Genomic DNA, 14,852 nt, shown 5'->3' with positions numbered 1-14,852 from the left:
CGTCCCACCACAGGGGGGCCGACGCTGCGCGTCCCGGTCGGTGAGGACCAGCGGCAGCACCTGGAGCTGACCCGCACCCTCGCGCAGCGGTTCAACCACCGCTTCGGCGAGACCTTCGTCCCGCCCGAGGCGCACATCCCGCCGGGCGCGGAGAAGATCACCGACCTCCAGGAGCCGGACGCCAAGATGAGCAAGTCCGCCTCCACCCCGCAGGGGATCATCGACGTGCTGGAGGAGCCCGGCCCGATGCGCAAGAAGATCATGCGCGCGGTCACCGACACCGGCACCGAGGTCGTCTACGACGAGGAGAAGAAGGCCGGCGTCACCAACTTGCTGCGGATCTACTCCGCGCTGGAGGGCACGTCCATCCCCGACCTGGAGCGCCGGTACGAGGGCTCCGGGTACGGGCAGTTCAAGAAGGATCTGGCGCAGATCGTCCTGGACACGTTCACGCCGATCAGGGAACGCACGCTCAAGCTGCTGGACGACGAGGCCCAGCTCGACCGGGTCCTCGCCCAGGGCGCCGGGCGCGCGTCCAAGGTCGCTGCGCGGACGATGGAGATCGTGCGCGAACGGGTGGGGTTCGTGGGACGTGGTCACTGACCGCTCGGCCGACGACGACGCCGCGGAGGGCGCGGGGGAACCGCCCTCCGCGGGCGGCGGCGCGCCGCCCGGAACCCCGGCCGCGCCCGGCGAACGCGGCGGCGCCGGTCCCGGGGCCGATGTCCGCGCGATCGGCGTCGCCATCCCGATCCCCGACCCGCACGGCGCGTTCCTACAGGCCAGGCGTGCCTCCTTCGGAGATCCCCTCGCCCACGCGATCCCGACGCACATCACCCTGCTCCCGCCGACCGAAGTCCCCGGCCAGGCGCTGGACGCCATCGAGAGGCACCTGCGGGAGATCGCCCGCACCGAGCGGCCGTTCCCCATCAGGCTCCGCGGCAGCGGAACGTTCCGACCGGTGTCCCCGGTCGTCTTCGTGGCGCTGGCCGAAGGATTCAGCGGCTGCGAGCACGTCCAGGCGAGGGTCCTGTCGGGTCCGCTGGCCCGGCCGCTGCCGTTCCCGTACCACCCGCACGTCACCATCGCCCACCACCTGGCCGACGACGTCATGGACCGTGCGTTCAAGGAGCTGGCCGGCTACCGCGCCGACTTCGACGTCTGGGGCTTCTCGCTCTACGAGCACGGCCTGGACGGGGTGTGGCGCCCGCGGTACGACTTCGTCTTCGGCGAGGGCGGGCCCGCCCCGCACGGCTCCCTCGACCGGGGAGGCCCGGACCCGGACGGGCAACGCAGCGTTTAACGATTGATTACCGTCTGCGGTATCGGCTGGCATGCGCTGGGTAGGTTGCCTCCATGCGGCAGGTGATCAACCGTGTTCAGCGGCGGAGCGAGTCTCTTCTCGGTCAAGGGAAGGACCTGCTGCGCGGCGCCCGCGATCGCCACCCGTGGCTCGCCCACCACATCCGGGCGTTCCGGCGGTACCAGGACAGGCGCGGCGACCGTCTCGCCGCGGCCCTGACCTGCTACGCCTTCCTGTCGTTCTTCCCGCTGCTGGCCCTCGGGTACGCGCTGCTCGGCTATCTCGTCGGCGTCAGCGACGAGGCGCGCCGGTACTTCGTCCGGGCGATCGATTCGCTGCTGCCCGGCCTGGCCGGCGAGATCCACGTCGAGCAGATCGCCCAGTCCAAGACGGCCGTCGGGATCATCGGCCTCGCCGCGCTGATGATCACCGGCTCGAACTGGATGCAGATGCTGCGCGAGGGGCTCCGCGACATCTGGGGCAACGAGCCCGACGGCGATGCCAACTACGTCGTCAAGCGGCTCTGGGACCTGTCGGTCCTGGCGCTCCTCGGCGTGATCCTGATCTGCGGCATGGCGGTCACGACGGTCACGACGTCCGCCACCGGCACCGTCCTCGGATGGCTCGGCCTGGAGGACGTGCCCGGCGCGGGCACCGGCCTGCGGATGCTGTCCCTCGCCTGCGCGATCACGTTCAACACCGCGGTCTTCCTGATGCTGTTCACCCGCCTGTCGGGCACCCGGGCGCCCTGGCGGCGGATCATCCGCGGCGCGCTCTTCGGCGCCGTCGGCTTCGAGGTGCTCAAGCAGGTCGCGACGATCCTGCTCGCGCGGGTGACCGAGAACCCGGTCTACGGGACGTTCGCCGTGCTGGTCGGCCTGATGGTGTGGATCAACCTCGTGTCCCGCTTCATGCTGTTCGTCGCCGCGTGGACGGCGACCCGCGTGGTCGTCCTCACCGCGGACGCCGCCAACCCGGACAACGTCGCCGACCGCGAAGAGGTCGAGGCCCTCCGCGAACGCACCCGACCGGACGACCCCGAACGGGAAGAAGCGCCCACCAGAACAGACCAGGACGCGACCAAGACGGGCCGGGAGGAGACCAGCACGGGCCGGGACGAGACCAAGACGGTACGAGACGAGACCAAGACGGGACAGGGCAAACCGATCAAGACCTGAGCGGCCGGCGGCAGGGCCCGGCGGCAGGGCGGGGCGGGGATCGGAAGGCGTCGGGCTACGGCCGGCGGCCGAGGGACTTCTCGAAACGGCGGCGGCGGCGCAGCACCGCGAAGAGGGCCGCGACCGCCAGCAGGGCGCCCACCGCCCCGCCGCCCACGAGCAGCCGGGTGCGGGACGTGTCGTCGTTGGCGAGCGGCGCGTCCGGCAGCACGCCGGAGTCGGCGTCCTTCTTGGCCTGCTCCGCGTTGCCGGGGGAGACGAGCACGCCCACCGGCTCGACCTTGCCGCGGGACGCGAAGCCCCAGTCGAGCAGCTTGGCCGCGTACTCCGACGGCGGCTTGTCGGCCTTCATCAGCGCGACCACGATCGTGTGCCCGCCGCGCCGGGCCTGGGCGACGAACGTCTGCTCGGCGGCGATCGTGTAGCCGTTCTTGCCGCCGAGCATCCCGCGGTAGGCGTCCCGCCCGCCCGGCAGCATGTGGTTGTGCGTGTGGATCGGGTACCCGCCGACCTTCTTGCCCCGCTTGCGCTCCTTCTTGCTCGGCGGCGCCGGGAACTTGTGGTCGATGGTCTGCATGTACGTCCGGTAGGCCGGGTTCTTCATCCCCTCGCGCAGGATGAGCGCCAGGTCGTACGCCGAGGTGTGCATGGTGCGGACGTTCAGCCCCAGGTCCTTGTCCAGCCCGTTCACCGACCCGGCCACGGTGTCGTGCGCGTTGATCCGCTTGGCCTCGGCGTTCATGTCGGCGAGCGTCTTCTCCAGGCCGCCGTTCGCCTCGGCCAGGGCCACCGACGCGTCGTTGGCCGACATCATCAGCATCGCGTGGAACAGGTCGGAGACCTTGTAGCGCATCTTCGGGGTGATCCCGACCTTGGTGCCCTCGACGTCGCACGCCGCCTGCGACGGCCGCACCTGGTGGTTCCCGTCCAGCTTGGGGACGAGGGCCAGCGCGGTCAGCGTCTTAATCGTGCTCGCGGGCAGGTACTCGCCGTGCGGGTCCTTGGCGGCCAGGACGTCCCCGGTGCCGGCGTCCGCGATCAGGTACGAGGACGCCTTGATCTTCGGCAGGCCGGCGACGCCGGCGGCCTTGTTGACGACGACGCCCCGGCCGGCGAGCTGCGGGCCGCCGACCGTCTCCCCTCCGGGTGCCCCGGACGGCGCCCCGGACGGCGCGGCGTGCGGCGCGGCCGGCCGTCCGGCCTGCGGCGCGGCCGTGGCGGGAGCCGCGACCAGGACGGGCGCCACGGCGAGCGAGGCCGCGGCCACGGGGACGGTCACAACGGTCAGGGGGCGGCGCGTACGGGTCCGCCCTCGTCGCTCTGCTCGCAAGCTTCCGACGCTCCTCGTTTCCGTGGAAGCCCGATCGCTCCCGGCGCGCACGCGCTCGACGCCCATGACTCCCCCCGAAGAGTAGGCGACGTATCCGGCGAACGGGTACCCCGACGCGGCGACGGCAAGCATGCGACGAAAGTGACGCATGGTGCGGATGCTCCCATTACAGTACGTACGTGACGACCACTATTGGTTACAGTCCGTCATCGGCGGTATTTTGGGACGGGCTGACTAGTTCGATCGGATGGTGTCGCACGCAAGATCGATGACCGGAAGGTAGGGCCCGGCCGTGCTCGCTGACCGCCCGCATGAGTCAATTGGACCGCAAAGGGCATGGAGACCCGGCGGGGTCGCGGGCGCGAGCGCCATCATGGAGCGAACACGTGACCTGGACCGGCGTTTGTCCAGGCTTAGGGACCCGCTGGCTGAATTGCGCCACGTGCCACGCAACGACCTGCAAGGATTGTGGACGGAGGTTGGCCGTGGCCATTGACTTCAACGCATCGAACGGGGCGACGCTCGGTGTCGAGTGGGAGATCCAGCTCGTCGATGCGGAGACCAGGCACCTGCGGCAGGACGCACGCGAGGTGCTCGCAGCCCTGCCCTATCTCAGCGAGGACGGCGACAACCCGCGCGTCCGGCACGAGCTGATGGAGTCCACGGTCGAGGTCGTCACGGGCATCTGCGACACCGTCGGCGAGGCCAAGGCCGACCTGGCCGGCACCCTCGCGGCCCTCCGGTCGGCCGCCGCCGAACGCGGTATCGAGCTCGCCTGTACGGGCACCCACCCGATCAGCGACTGGCGGGACGCGGTGATGGCGCCCATGCGGCGCTACGCCCAGCTCATCGAGGAGATGCAGTGGCTGGCCCGGCGCATCCAGACGTTCGGCGTTCACGTGCACGTCGGCGTCTCCGACGGCGACAAGGCGATCCCGATCGTCAACGCGCTCTCGTCCTACCTTCCGCACTTCCTGGCGCTCACCGCGTCCAGCCCGTTCTGGAGCGGCAGCGATACCGGCCTCGCGTCCTGTAGGGCGGTCGTCTTCGGTCAGCTGCCGACGGCCGGACCTCCCCACTCGTTGGACGACTGGGCGGCCTTCGAGGATTACATGGACACGCTGCTGCGTTCGGGAACGATACGGAGCATCAAGGAGGTCTGGTGGGACATCCGCCCGCACCCTGACTTCGGCACCGTCGAGATCAGGATGTTCGACGGCATCCCCACCATGCGCGAGGTCGGCATGGCGGCGGCGCTGTGCCAGAGCCTGGTCACGCTGTTCGAGCAGCAGCTCGACCGCGGCTACACCCTGCCGCGGCCGGCCGCCTGGGTGGTGCGCGACAACAAGTGGCGCGCGACCCGGTACGGGCTCGACGCCATCGTCATCACCGACGATTCCGGGAACACCGCCCCGCTCCGCGATGACCTGTACGAGCTGATCAGGGAGCTGGAGCCGGTCGCCGACCGGCTCGGCTGCGCCGAGGAGCTCAAGATCGCCGGCGAGGTCCTGGAGCACGGCGCCCCGTACGAGCGCCAGCGCGCGATCCGCGCCGAGGGCGGGACGCTGGAGAACATCGTCGACGCGGCGATCACCGAGCTCGCCGAGGACAGGTTCGTCACACTGGGGGAGGTGGCACATGCCGGAGCCTGAGGAGCCGGCCACACCGGGAAAGGCGCCCGGCGCCGCGGACCCCGACCATCCCGCCCCGGACCGCGGCGCCGGTCAGGATCGCGGCGCGTGCGAAAGGCCTGGGGAGAAAACGAACAAGACGAAGGACGAGACCACCGGGCGGAGGCCCTCCGGCTCCGCCGTCGCGCAGGGGGCGCAGATGACACATCCGGGACCCGGGGTGATGCCCGGCCTTGAACCACCCGCCGCCCCGGGACCGCGGGGTCCCGCGGGCCGGGACGAACGCGGGACCGCCGCCGGCGAGGCCGCGCAGGCCGCCAAGATCGTGTCGGCGCGCGAGAGCGGACCCGTGCGCAAGGACCTCGCGGCCGGCGAGGAGCCGCCCGCCGGCCGGGAGGCATCGGTGACCGGCGAGATCGTGCCGGGAGCCCCGGCCCCCGGCGCCGCCTCCGCCGGTTCGGAGGTGCTCGGCGGCGCCGTCCTGCAGCCGCAGCTCGACGCGTTCCTGGCCGCCCACGAGGACGAGCTGATCGAGTTCCGCCGCGATCTGCACATGCACCCCGAGCTGGGCTACGCCGAGCACCGCACCACCGGCAGGCTCGCCGAGCGGCTCCGCGAGGCCGGCCTGGAGCCGGTGATCCTGCCGCGCGGCACCGGCCTGTTCTGCGACATCGGGCCCTCCGACGGCACCACGGTCGCGTTGCGCGCCGACATCGACGCCCTCCCGCTGGAGGACGAGAAGGAGAACGCCCCCTACCGCTCGACGGTCCCCGGCGTCGCGCACGCGTGCGGCCACGACGTCCACACCGTGATGGTGCTGGGCGCGGGCCTGTTCCTCCAGCAGCAGGCCGAGGCCGGGCTGCTCCCCGGACGGGTGCGCCTGATCTTCCAGCCCGCCGAGGAGACCCCGGGCGGGGCCCTGGACGTGATGGCCGCCGGCGGCATCGCCGGCGTCGACCGCGCGTTCGCCCTGCACTGCGACCCCCGCATCGAGGTCGGCCAGCTCGGGCTGCGCACCGGCCCGATCACCGCCGCCTGCGACAAGGTGTACGTGAAGGTGACCGGCCCCGGCGGGCACACCGCCCGGCCGCACCTGACCGCCGACCTCGTGTACGCCCTCGCCAAGATCGTCACCGAGCTGCCGTCGGCGCTGTCGCGGCGCGTCGACCCGCGCTCCAGCCTGTCGCTGGTGTGGGGGCGGGTCTCGGCCGGCTCGGTCGCCAACGCCATCCCCGACGACGGGATCGCCGAGGGCACCGTCCGCTGCCTGGACGACGAGGCGTGGCACCGCGCCCCGGAGATGATGAAGTCGCTGCTGCAGTCGGTCGCCGCCGCCTACGACGTCGAGGCGTCCCTCGAATACGTCCGCGGCGTCCCGCCGACCGTGAACGAGGCGACCAGCGTGCAGATGTTCCGCGACGCCGCCGCGCAGGTCATCGACGAGGAGGGCGTCGTGCCCACCCCGCAGAGCCTCGGCGGCGAGGACTTCGGCTGGTACCTGGAGTCGATCCCCGGGGCGCTCGCGCGGCTCGGCGTCCGCACCCCCGGATCGCCCGGCGAGTACGACCTGCACCGCGGCGACTTCGACGTCGACGAGCGGTGCGTCGCGGTCGGCGTGCGGGTGCTCAGCGCGACCGCGCTGACCGCGTTGTGGGAGGGCGGACGTCCCCGCGACGCCGAGCCGATCGAGGGTGCCGCGCTGGCGTAGGCCCCCGAGCTCCCATCCCCCGTCACGCCCTCCCGTTTCACGTGTCCCTCGGCCACGGCGGGTCCGTGTGCGCCGACCCGTGCTGACCAGTGGCGATATGCCTACGCCTTGGTAACGGACCTGTTGCGAATCGGTGCACGCAGGAAGTTTGCCCGCTTTAGCGAGGTAGCGTCCGATCGATTCGGTGGCCGGACCGGCCCCGGACCGTTGGTGGGGAACGGAAGGAGCGCTACCTTGCGCCGTGGACTGAAGATTTCCCTCGTGACCGTGGCGAGCGCCGTGCTGACGCTCGCCGCCTCCGGATGCGGCGGCCAGGAGGCGGACACCGGCGGCGGCGACGGCGACACCATGAAGGTCGGACTCGCTTACGACATCGGCGGCCGCGGCGACCAGTCGTTCAACGACTCGGCCGCCGCCGGGCTCGACCGGGCCAAGAAGGAACTGGGCGTCGAGACCGAAGAGATCTCGGCCAAGCCCGACGAGTCCGACGCGGACAAGGAGTCGCGCCTGCGGCTGATGGCGAACCAGGGCGTCAACCCGATCATGGGCATCGGGTTCGCCTACACGGCCGCGGTGAACAAGGTCGCCAAGGAGTTCCCCGACACCAAGTTCCTGGTCGTCGACGCCGACGGCTGCAAGGTCGAGGGCCCGAACGTCGCCGCGGCGTGCTTCGCCGAGGCGGAGGGCTCCTACCTGGTCGGCGCCGCCGCCGCGCTGAAGTCCAAGACCGGCACGATCGGCTTCATCGGCGGCGTCAACGTCCCGCTGATCCAGCGGTTCCAGGCCGGCTACGAGGCGGGCGCGAAGAAGGCCAAGCCCGACATCGAGATTCTTCCGGCCAAGTACCTGACCCAGCCGCCGAACTTCAACGGCTTCCAGGACACCAGCCTCGGCAACGAGGCCGCCAAGGGCCAGCTCGACCAGGACGCCGACGTCATCTACCACGCCGCCGGCGCGGCCGGGATCGGCGTCATCAAGACCGTCGGCGCCGCGAAGAAGTGGGTCATCGGCGTCGACTCCGACCAGTACAACCAGCCCGCCGTGGCCGGCGTGAAGGAGCAGATCCTCACGTCCATGGTGAAGAACGTGGACGTCGCGGTCTTCGACTTCATCAAGAGCGTCGACGACGACCAGTTCAAGGCCGGTTCCAAGGTGTACGACCTGAAGAGCGGCGGCATCAGCTACTCCACGTCCGGCGGCAAAGTCGACGACATCAAGGAGCAGCTGGAGAAGCTGAAGGCCCAGATCGTCTCGGGCGAGATCAAGGTGCCGGAGAAGCCCTGACACCCGGGGCCGGGACGCCGTCCGCACCGTGCCGTGGCGGCCGGTTTCGGTCGTGACGTAACCGCGCACCGGATGTCATCTCAGCGGGGGTGACGTCCGGTGCGCATCCCGAACCAGGAGGAAGGGGCACCCGTGCCCGAGCAGGTGCCGGCCGTGCGGCTGACATCGATCACCAAGCGGTTCCCCGGGGTGGTGGCCAACCGCGACGTCGACCTCGCCATCGAGCGCGGCGAGGTGCACGCGCTCTGCGGCGAGAACGGCGCCGGCAAGTCCACGCTGATGAAGATCCTCTACGGGATGCAGCGGCCGGACGAGGGCACCATCGAGGTCGAGGGCGAGCAGGTCTCCTTCCGCACCCCGGCCGACGCGATCGGCCGCGGCATCGGCATGGTCCACCAGCACTTCAAGCTGGCCGACAACCTCACCGTCCTGGAGAACGTCGTCCTCGGCGCCGAGCCCCGCGCCAAGGGGTGGCGCCGCGGCCGCATCGACTTCGCCGCCGCCCGCGCGAAGATCAGCGAGATGTCGCGGGCGTACGGGCTGCGCGTCGACCCCGACGTGCTGGTCGAGAAGCTGGGCGTCGGCGAGCGGCAGCGCGTGGAGATCCTCAAGGTGCTCTACCGGGGCGCCCGCGTGCTGATCCTGGACGAGCCGACCGCGGTGCTCGTCCCGCAGGAGGTCGACGAGCTGTTCGGCAACCTGCGGGAGCTGCGCGCCGAGGGCCTGACCGTGCTGTTCATCTCGCACAAGCTCGACGAGGTGCTGGCCGTCGCCGACCGGATCTCGGTGATCCGGCGCGGCACCACCGTCGCGACCGGGCTCGCCCCCGCGGAGGTCACCTCCCGCCGGCTGGCCGAGCTGATGGTCGGGTCGCAGCTGCCCACCCCGGAGCTGCGGGAGTCGACCGTCACCGAGGACGTGCAGCTGAAGGTCGGCGGGCTGACGGTGCTCACCCCCGAGGGCCGCCCCGTGGTGGACGACGTGTCGCTGCGCATCCGACGGGGCGAGATCGTCGGGCTGGCGGGCGTCGAGGGCAACGGGCAGACCGAGCTCATCGAGGCGATCATGGGGCTCCAGTCCGCGGACGCCGGGTCGATCGACTACGGCGGCGAGGACATCACCCACTGGGGCACCCGCCGCCGCCGCGAGGCCGGCATCTCCTACATCCCCGAGGACCGGCACCGCCACGGGCTCATCCTGGAGGGGACGCTCTGGGAGAACCGCATGCTGGGACACCAGACCCGGCCCCCGAACGTCCGCGGCCCGTGGATCGACCGGCGCGGCGCCCGCCGCGACACCACCCGGATCGTCCAGGACTACGACGTGCGGACCCCGGGGATCGAGGTACCCGCGGCGGCCCTGTCGGGCGGCAACCAGCAGAAGCTCATCGTCGGGCGGGAGATGTCCGGCGAGCCGCGCCTGCTGATCGCCGCGCACCCCACCCGCGGTATCGACGTCGGCGCCCAGGCCGCCATCTGGGACTACCTGCGGCAGGCCCGCGCCGCCGGGCTGGCCGTGCTGCTGATCAGCGCTGACCTTGAGGAACTCATCGGAATGTCCGACACCCTGCACGTGATCCTGCGGGGACGGCTGGTCGCGGAGGTCGACCCGCAGACCGTCACCCCGGAGGACCTCGGCTCCGCCATGACCGGCGCCGGAGACGCGTCGTGACCGGCCCGAAGGACGGCGAACCGAACGACGGCGAACCGAACGACGCCGACCCGAAGGACGCCGGGCCGAGCGACGCCGGACCGAACGACCCGTCCGGCGCCGAACCTGACGGCAAGGCCGGGGCAGGTGCATCGAAGCCCGACCTCACCAAGTCCGGCTCCGAGGACCCGCCCGAGGGCGGGGGGCCTGAGGCGGTGCCGGCGTGGAAGGCGATCCTGCGGGGGCTCGGGCCCACCGGGCTCGGGCTGAAGATCGGGGCGCCGGTGCTGGCGCTGCTGATCTCGCTCCTCATCACCATGGTCCTGCTGCGGGTCACCGGCGCCGACCCGTTCAGCTCGATCCAGGCGATGATCGAGTACGGCACCACCGACAACTCGATCGTCGACATCGTCAACCGCGCCACCCGCTACTACCTGTCCGCGGTCGCGGTGGCGATCGGGTTCCGGATGGCGCTGCTGAACATCGGCGTGGACGGCCAGTACCGGCTCGCCGCGTTCCTGGCCGCCGTGCTCGGCGGGGCGGTGACGCTGCCCGCCCCGTTCGGCCAACTGCTGGTGATCGTCGCGGCGATGGCGGTCGGCGGGCTGTGGGCCGCGATCGCCGGGGTGCTGAAGGTGACCCGCGGGGTCAGCGAGGTGCTGTCCACGATCATGCTGAACGCGATCGCGACCGGCCTGATCGCCTACCTGCTGCACGACGACCGGCTCGCCGAGGTCCGGCCGGGCAGCAACAACATCGCGACCCCGCAGATCCCCGAGTCGGGACGGGTCGGTCCGCTGAACGGCCTCCTGTCCTCGATCGGGCTCGACCTGCCGAGCGAGATGTACGGGCTGCTGCCGATGGCGATCCTCGTCGGGATCGTGTTCTGGATCGTCATCAACCGCACCAGGTTCGGGTTCGACCTGAAGGTGTCGGGCCTGTCCCAGTCCGCCGCGCGGGCGAGCGGGGTCAACGCCCGCCGGATGATCGTCTACACGATGCTGGCGTCCGGGATGGTCGCCGGACTGATCGGCATGCCGGAGCTGCTCGGCGCGTCCTACGAGTACTCGCTGAACTTCCCGGCGGGGCTCGGCTTCACCGGCATCACGATCGCGCTGCTCGGCCGCAACCATCCGGCCGGGATCGCGCTCGCCGCGCTGCTGTTCGCGTTCCTCGACCAGACCTCGGACGTGCTCCAGGCGGTGGACGTGCCGAAGGAGATCGTCAGCGTCATGCAGGGCGTGGTCGTGCTGACCGTCGTGATCGTGTACGAGCTCGTCCGGCGCTGGGAGATCGCCGTGCAGCAACGGGCCGTCGCCACCGAGCTGGCCACGGGCCATGACCTGGCCCGCGAGTCCACGGGGAGCCGTTCATGAGCGCCGCGACCGAGACGGCGGCCGCGAAGCGGCCCGCGAACGGCGGGCGCCGCCGGCTGCGCTGGCCGCACTACCTGCTGATCGCGTCCGGGCTGCTGGTGCTGCTGTCGCTGGTCCGCGTGATCGACGACGCCGACTCGGTGACGTCCAGCGGGACGGTCAGCGCCGCGCTCCGCCTCGCCGTGCCGATCTTCCTGGCCGGTCTCGGCGGGCTGTGGTCGGAGCGGTCCGGCGTGATCAACATCGGTCTCGAGGGCATGATGATCCTCGGGACGTGGACGGGCGCGTGGGCCGGCTACCAGTGGGGCCCGTGGATCGGTGTGGCGGCCGGGATCCTCGGCGGCGCCCTCGGCGGCCTGCTGCACGCCGTCGCGACCGTGTCGTTCGGCGTGGACCACATCGTGTCCGGTGTCGCGATCAACATCCTGGGTCTCGGGCTCACGCAGTTCCTCGCCGGGCTGATCTTCGACACCGGGGAGGCGAAGGCGCTCGGCGGCGGCCCCCGGCAGTCCCCGACGGTCGATCCGATCATGACGTTGACGATGCCGGTGCTGTCCGGCGGGAAGATCGGCGGCTGGCAGAGCCCGGACTGGCTCGGGTCGCTGGAGCGGCACCACTGGTTCCTGGTCTCCGACCTCGCGGGCATCCTGCGCGGGCTGACCAGCGGCATGTCGCTGCTGACGCTCGTGGCGCTGCTGCTGGTGCCGCTCACCTTCCTGGTCCTGTGGCGGACGCCGTTCGGGCTGCGGGTCCGCTCCTGCGGCGAGGACCCGTACGCCGCCGAGTCGCTCGGCGTGAAGGTGTACCGGATGAAGTACGCCGCCGTGACCATCTCGGGCGCGTTCTCCGGCCTGGCCGGGGCGTTCCTCGTCACCGTCGCGGCCCCCCTCTACCAGGACGGCCAGACCAACGGCCGCGGCTTCATCGGCCTCGCCGCCATGATCTTCGGCAACTGGCGCCCCGGCGGACTCACCGCGGGGTCGCTGCTGTTCGGCTACACCGACGCGATGAACGTGCGCGGCGGCGGGGAGGCCGTCCACGCGCTGCTGCTGTTCGTGGCGATCCTCCTGATCGGCGCCGCCGTCTGGCAGGCGGTGCGGGCGGGCAGGCTGCGTCCGCACGCCGTCACCGACGCGGCCCGGCGCGAGGTCCGCACCGCCTACATCGGCTCCGCGCTGGCGCTGGTGGCGGCGGCCGGGCTGCTCGTCTGGTTCATGCTGAGCGACATCGTCCCCGGGCAGCTGGTCTCGTTCACGCCGCACCTGACGACCCTGCTGGTCCTGGCGCTGGCCAGCCAGCGGCTCCGCATGCCCGCCGCCAACGGCCTCAAGTACCGGCGCGGTGAGGCACGATAACGGATATGGAGATCGACTGGCCCGCCCTGCGCGACGCCGCGCGGGAGGCGATGACGCGCGCGTACTGCCCGTACTCCGGTTTCCCGGTGGGCGCCGCCGCCCTGGTGGACGACGGCCGCGTCATCACCGGATGCAACGTCGAGAACGCCTCGTACGGGGTCGGGCTCTGCGCGGAGTGCGCGATCGTGTCGGCGCTGCACGGGCCGGGGAAGTCGGAGCGGCCCCGCCTCGTCGCGCTGTCGGTCGTCGACCGGCACGGGGACCCGCTGATGCCGTGCGGACGCTGCCGCCAGCTCCTCTGGGAGCACGGCGGCGCCCCGATGCTGCTGGAGACGACCCGCGGCATCCTGCCCATGTCGGACGTCCTGCCGGACGCCTTCGGCCCCGACGACCTGATCGAAAGAGCCTGAGAGGGGGGACGTTGTGGACGCCATCGACGTCATCCGCGCCAAGCGCGACGGCGGGACCCTGACCCCCGGCCAGATCGACTGGGCGATCGACGCCTACACGCGAGGCGCGATCGCCGAAGAGCAGATGTCGGCACTGGCGATGGCGATCCTGCTGAACGGCATGACCCGTCTTGAGGTGGCCCGCTGGACGGAGGCGATGATCCGGTCGGGTGAGCGCATGGACTGGTCGGCGCTGGACCGCCCGACCACCGACAAGCACTCCACCGGCGGCGTCGGCGACAAGATCACCCTGCCGCTGGCGCCCGTCGTGGCCGCGTGCGGCGCGGCCGTCCCGCAACTGTCCGGCCGCGGGCTCGGCCACACCGGCGGCACGCTCGACAAGCTGGAGTCGATCCCGGGCTGGCGGGCGTCGCTGTCGAACGCCGAGATGCTGGACGTGCTGCGCTCCGCCGGGGCGGTGGTCTGCGCGGCGGGCAGCGGCCTCGCCCCCGCCGACCGCAAGCTCTACGCGCTGCGCGACGTGACGGGGACGGTCGAGTCGATCCCGCTGATCGCGTCCTCGATCATGTCGAAGAAGATCGCCGAGGGCACGGGCGCGCTCGTCCTGGACGTCAAGGTCGGCTCCGGCGCGTTCATGAAGACGGCCGGGAACGCCCGCGAGCTGGCCGAGACGATGGTCGCGATCGGCGCCGACCACGGCCTGCGCACCGTCGCCCTCCTGACGGCCATGGACCGCCCGCTGGGCAACGCGGTCGGCAACGCCGTCGAGGTGGCCGAGTCCGTCGAGGTGCTGGCGGGCGGCGGCCCGTCCGACGTGGTCGAACTGACGCTGACCCTGGCCCGCGAGATGCTCGCCTCCGCCGGCCTGCCGGACAGGGACCCGGCCGAAGCGCTCAAGGACGGCTCCGCCATGGACGTCTGGCGCCGCATGATCACCGCCCAGGGCGGCGACCCCGACGCGCCGCTCCCGTCCGCCCGGGAGACCCACACCGTCACCGCCCCGGCCTCCGGCGTCCTGTCCCGCCTGGACGCCTACGGGGTCGGTGTCGCCGCGTGGCGCCTGGGCGCGGGCCGCGCCCGCAAGGAGGAGCCGGTCTCGTCCGGCGCGGGCATCATCTGCCATGCCAAACCAGGCGAGACGGTCACGAAAGGCCAGCCGCTCCTCACCCTCCACGCGGACGACGAGACCCGCCTGCCCCGCGCCCTGGAATCCCTGGAAGGCGCCTACGAGATCGGCGGCACCCCGTCCCTCCACCCCTTGGTGATCGACCGGATCTCCTGAGCGGGACTGTCAGGACGGCCGACTACTTTGGGCTCATGGACGACTACGCGGTTCCCGTCTTAGGGGAGGGCGTCAGAACCAGAACTCCTTCAGGTACGCCATCAAGAAGAAGAGGGCGCCTGGAACGAAGAAGAGGAACAGGACCGGCCACGCCGCCCAGTCCCATGTGACGAGCATGGTCCCGAGGAAGAACACGCCGACCAGGGACATCAGCGTGCCGAGGATCATGCACTTCCAAACGAAGATGCTGTGCAACATCGGTATCGGCCCCCGTTCGCGAATGGGACGCCGCCCACCCGCGACGCGTTCCGGTTCCTACCTCCGGGGGAGGGGGTGGGCCTGTAC

General features: G+C 71.5%; 12 protein-coding genes and 1 pseudogene. 11 read left to right on the top strand and 2 right to left on the bottom strand.

Going from position 1 to position 14,852, the window contains the following annotated elements:
• The 3 genes and pseudogenes from E1281_RS26775 to E1281_RS26765 form a co-directional block, all read left to right on the top strand.
• Positions 1-603: pseudogene (locus E1281_RS26775) on the top strand (tryptophan--tRNA ligase); the annotation flags it as partial.
• Complete coding sequence (locus E1281_RS26770; RefSeq protein WP_243717440.1) at positions 593-1,303, top strand: 2'-5' RNA ligase family protein; 711 nt, start codon at positions 593-595, stop codon at positions 1,301-1,303. The pseudogene E1281_RS26775 and the gene E1281_RS26770, both read left to right, overlap by 11 nt.
• A 53-nt stretch (positions 1,304-1,356) precedes the next feature.
• Positions 1,357-2,481, top strand: a complete 1,125-nt coding sequence (locus tag E1281_RS26765) for a YihY/virulence factor BrkB family protein (RefSeq protein WP_131882451.1) — start codon at positions 1,357-1,359, stop codon at positions 2,479-2,481.
• Between the two features lie 55 nt (positions 2,482-2,536).
• Here the strand turns inward: E1281_RS26765 and E1281_RS26760 are convergent, their stop codons facing one another.
• Complete coding sequence (locus E1281_RS26760; protein WP_243717439.1) at positions 2,537-3,760, bottom strand: D-alanyl-D-alanine carboxypeptidase; 1,224 nt, start codon at positions 3,758-3,760, stop codon at positions 2,537-2,539.
• Between the two features lie 536 nt (positions 3,761-4,296).
• Here E1281_RS26760 and E1281_RS26755 point away from each other — a divergent pair.
• The 8 genes from E1281_RS26755 (at position 4,297) to E1281_RS26720 (ending at position 14,507) form a co-directional block, all read left to right on the top strand.
• Entirely contained in the window at positions 4,297-5,463 is a 1,167-nt protein-coding gene (locus tag E1281_RS26755) for a glutamate--cysteine ligase (protein ID WP_131882450.1), read from the top strand.
• 178 nt (positions 5,464-5,641) lie between these two features.
• Complete coding sequence (locus tag E1281_RS26750; protein ID WP_243717437.1) at positions 5,642-7,150, top strand: amidohydrolase; 1,509 nt, start codon at positions 5,642-5,644, stop codon at positions 7,148-7,150.
• Between the two features lie 261 nt (positions 7,151-7,411).
• The gene (locus E1281_RS26745) at positions 7,412-8,434 is read left to right on the top strand and encodes a BMP family ABC transporter substrate-binding protein (protein ID WP_243717435.1); all 1,023 of its coding nucleotides are present in this window, start codon (positions 7,412-7,414) and stop codon (positions 8,432-8,434) included.
• A gap of 132 nt (positions 8,435-8,566) precedes the next feature.
• The gene (locus tag E1281_RS26740) at positions 8,567-10,105 is read left to right on the top strand and encodes an ABC transporter ATP-binding protein (protein ID WP_131882449.1); all 1,539 of its coding nucleotides are present in this window, start codon (positions 8,567-8,569) and stop codon (positions 10,103-10,105) included.
• Entirely contained in the window at positions 10,102-11,460 is a 1,359-nt protein-coding gene (locus E1281_RS26735) for an ABC transporter permease (RefSeq protein ID WP_243717433.1), read from the top strand. Before E1281_RS26740 ends, E1281_RS26735 begins: the two co-directional genes overlap by 4 nt.
• Positions 11,457-12,815: an ABC transporter permease gene (locus tag E1281_RS26730; protein WP_131882448.1), complete on the top strand. Its 1,359-nt coding sequence runs from the start codon at positions 11,457-11,459 to the stop codon at positions 12,813-12,815. The genes E1281_RS26735 and E1281_RS26730 overlap by 4 nt, the downstream gene beginning before the upstream one ends.
• Before the next feature lie 5 nt (positions 12,816-12,820).
• Entirely contained in the window at positions 12,821-13,225 is a 405-nt protein-coding gene (locus E1281_RS26725) for a cytidine deaminase (RefSeq protein WP_131882447.1), read from the top strand.
• A gap of 13 nt (positions 13,226-13,238) precedes the next feature.
• Positions 13,239-14,507 (top strand): thymidine phosphorylase, encoded by a 1,269-nt coding sequence (locus E1281_RS26720; RefSeq protein WP_131882446.1) that lies wholly within the window; start codon positions 13,239-13,241, stop codon positions 14,505-14,507.
• A 72-nt stretch (positions 14,508-14,579) separates the two neighbouring features.
• Here E1281_RS26720 and E1281_RS40510 read toward each other — a convergent pair whose 3' ends face one another.
• On the bottom strand, positions 14,580-14,735 hold the full coding sequence (locus E1281_RS40510; RefSeq protein ID WP_207943503.1) for a hypothetical protein: 156 nt from the start codon (positions 14,733-14,735) through the stop codon (positions 14,580-14,582).
• Positions 14,736-14,852 lie beyond the last annotated feature (117 nt).

Source organism: Actinomadura sp. KC345, assembly GCF_004348515.1.
In the GTDB taxonomy this organism is placed as follows: Bacteria; Actinomycetota; Actinomycetes; order Streptosporangiales; family Streptosporangiaceae; genus Spirillospora.
This window is presented reverse-complemented; position numbering and strand designations above follow the sequence as displayed.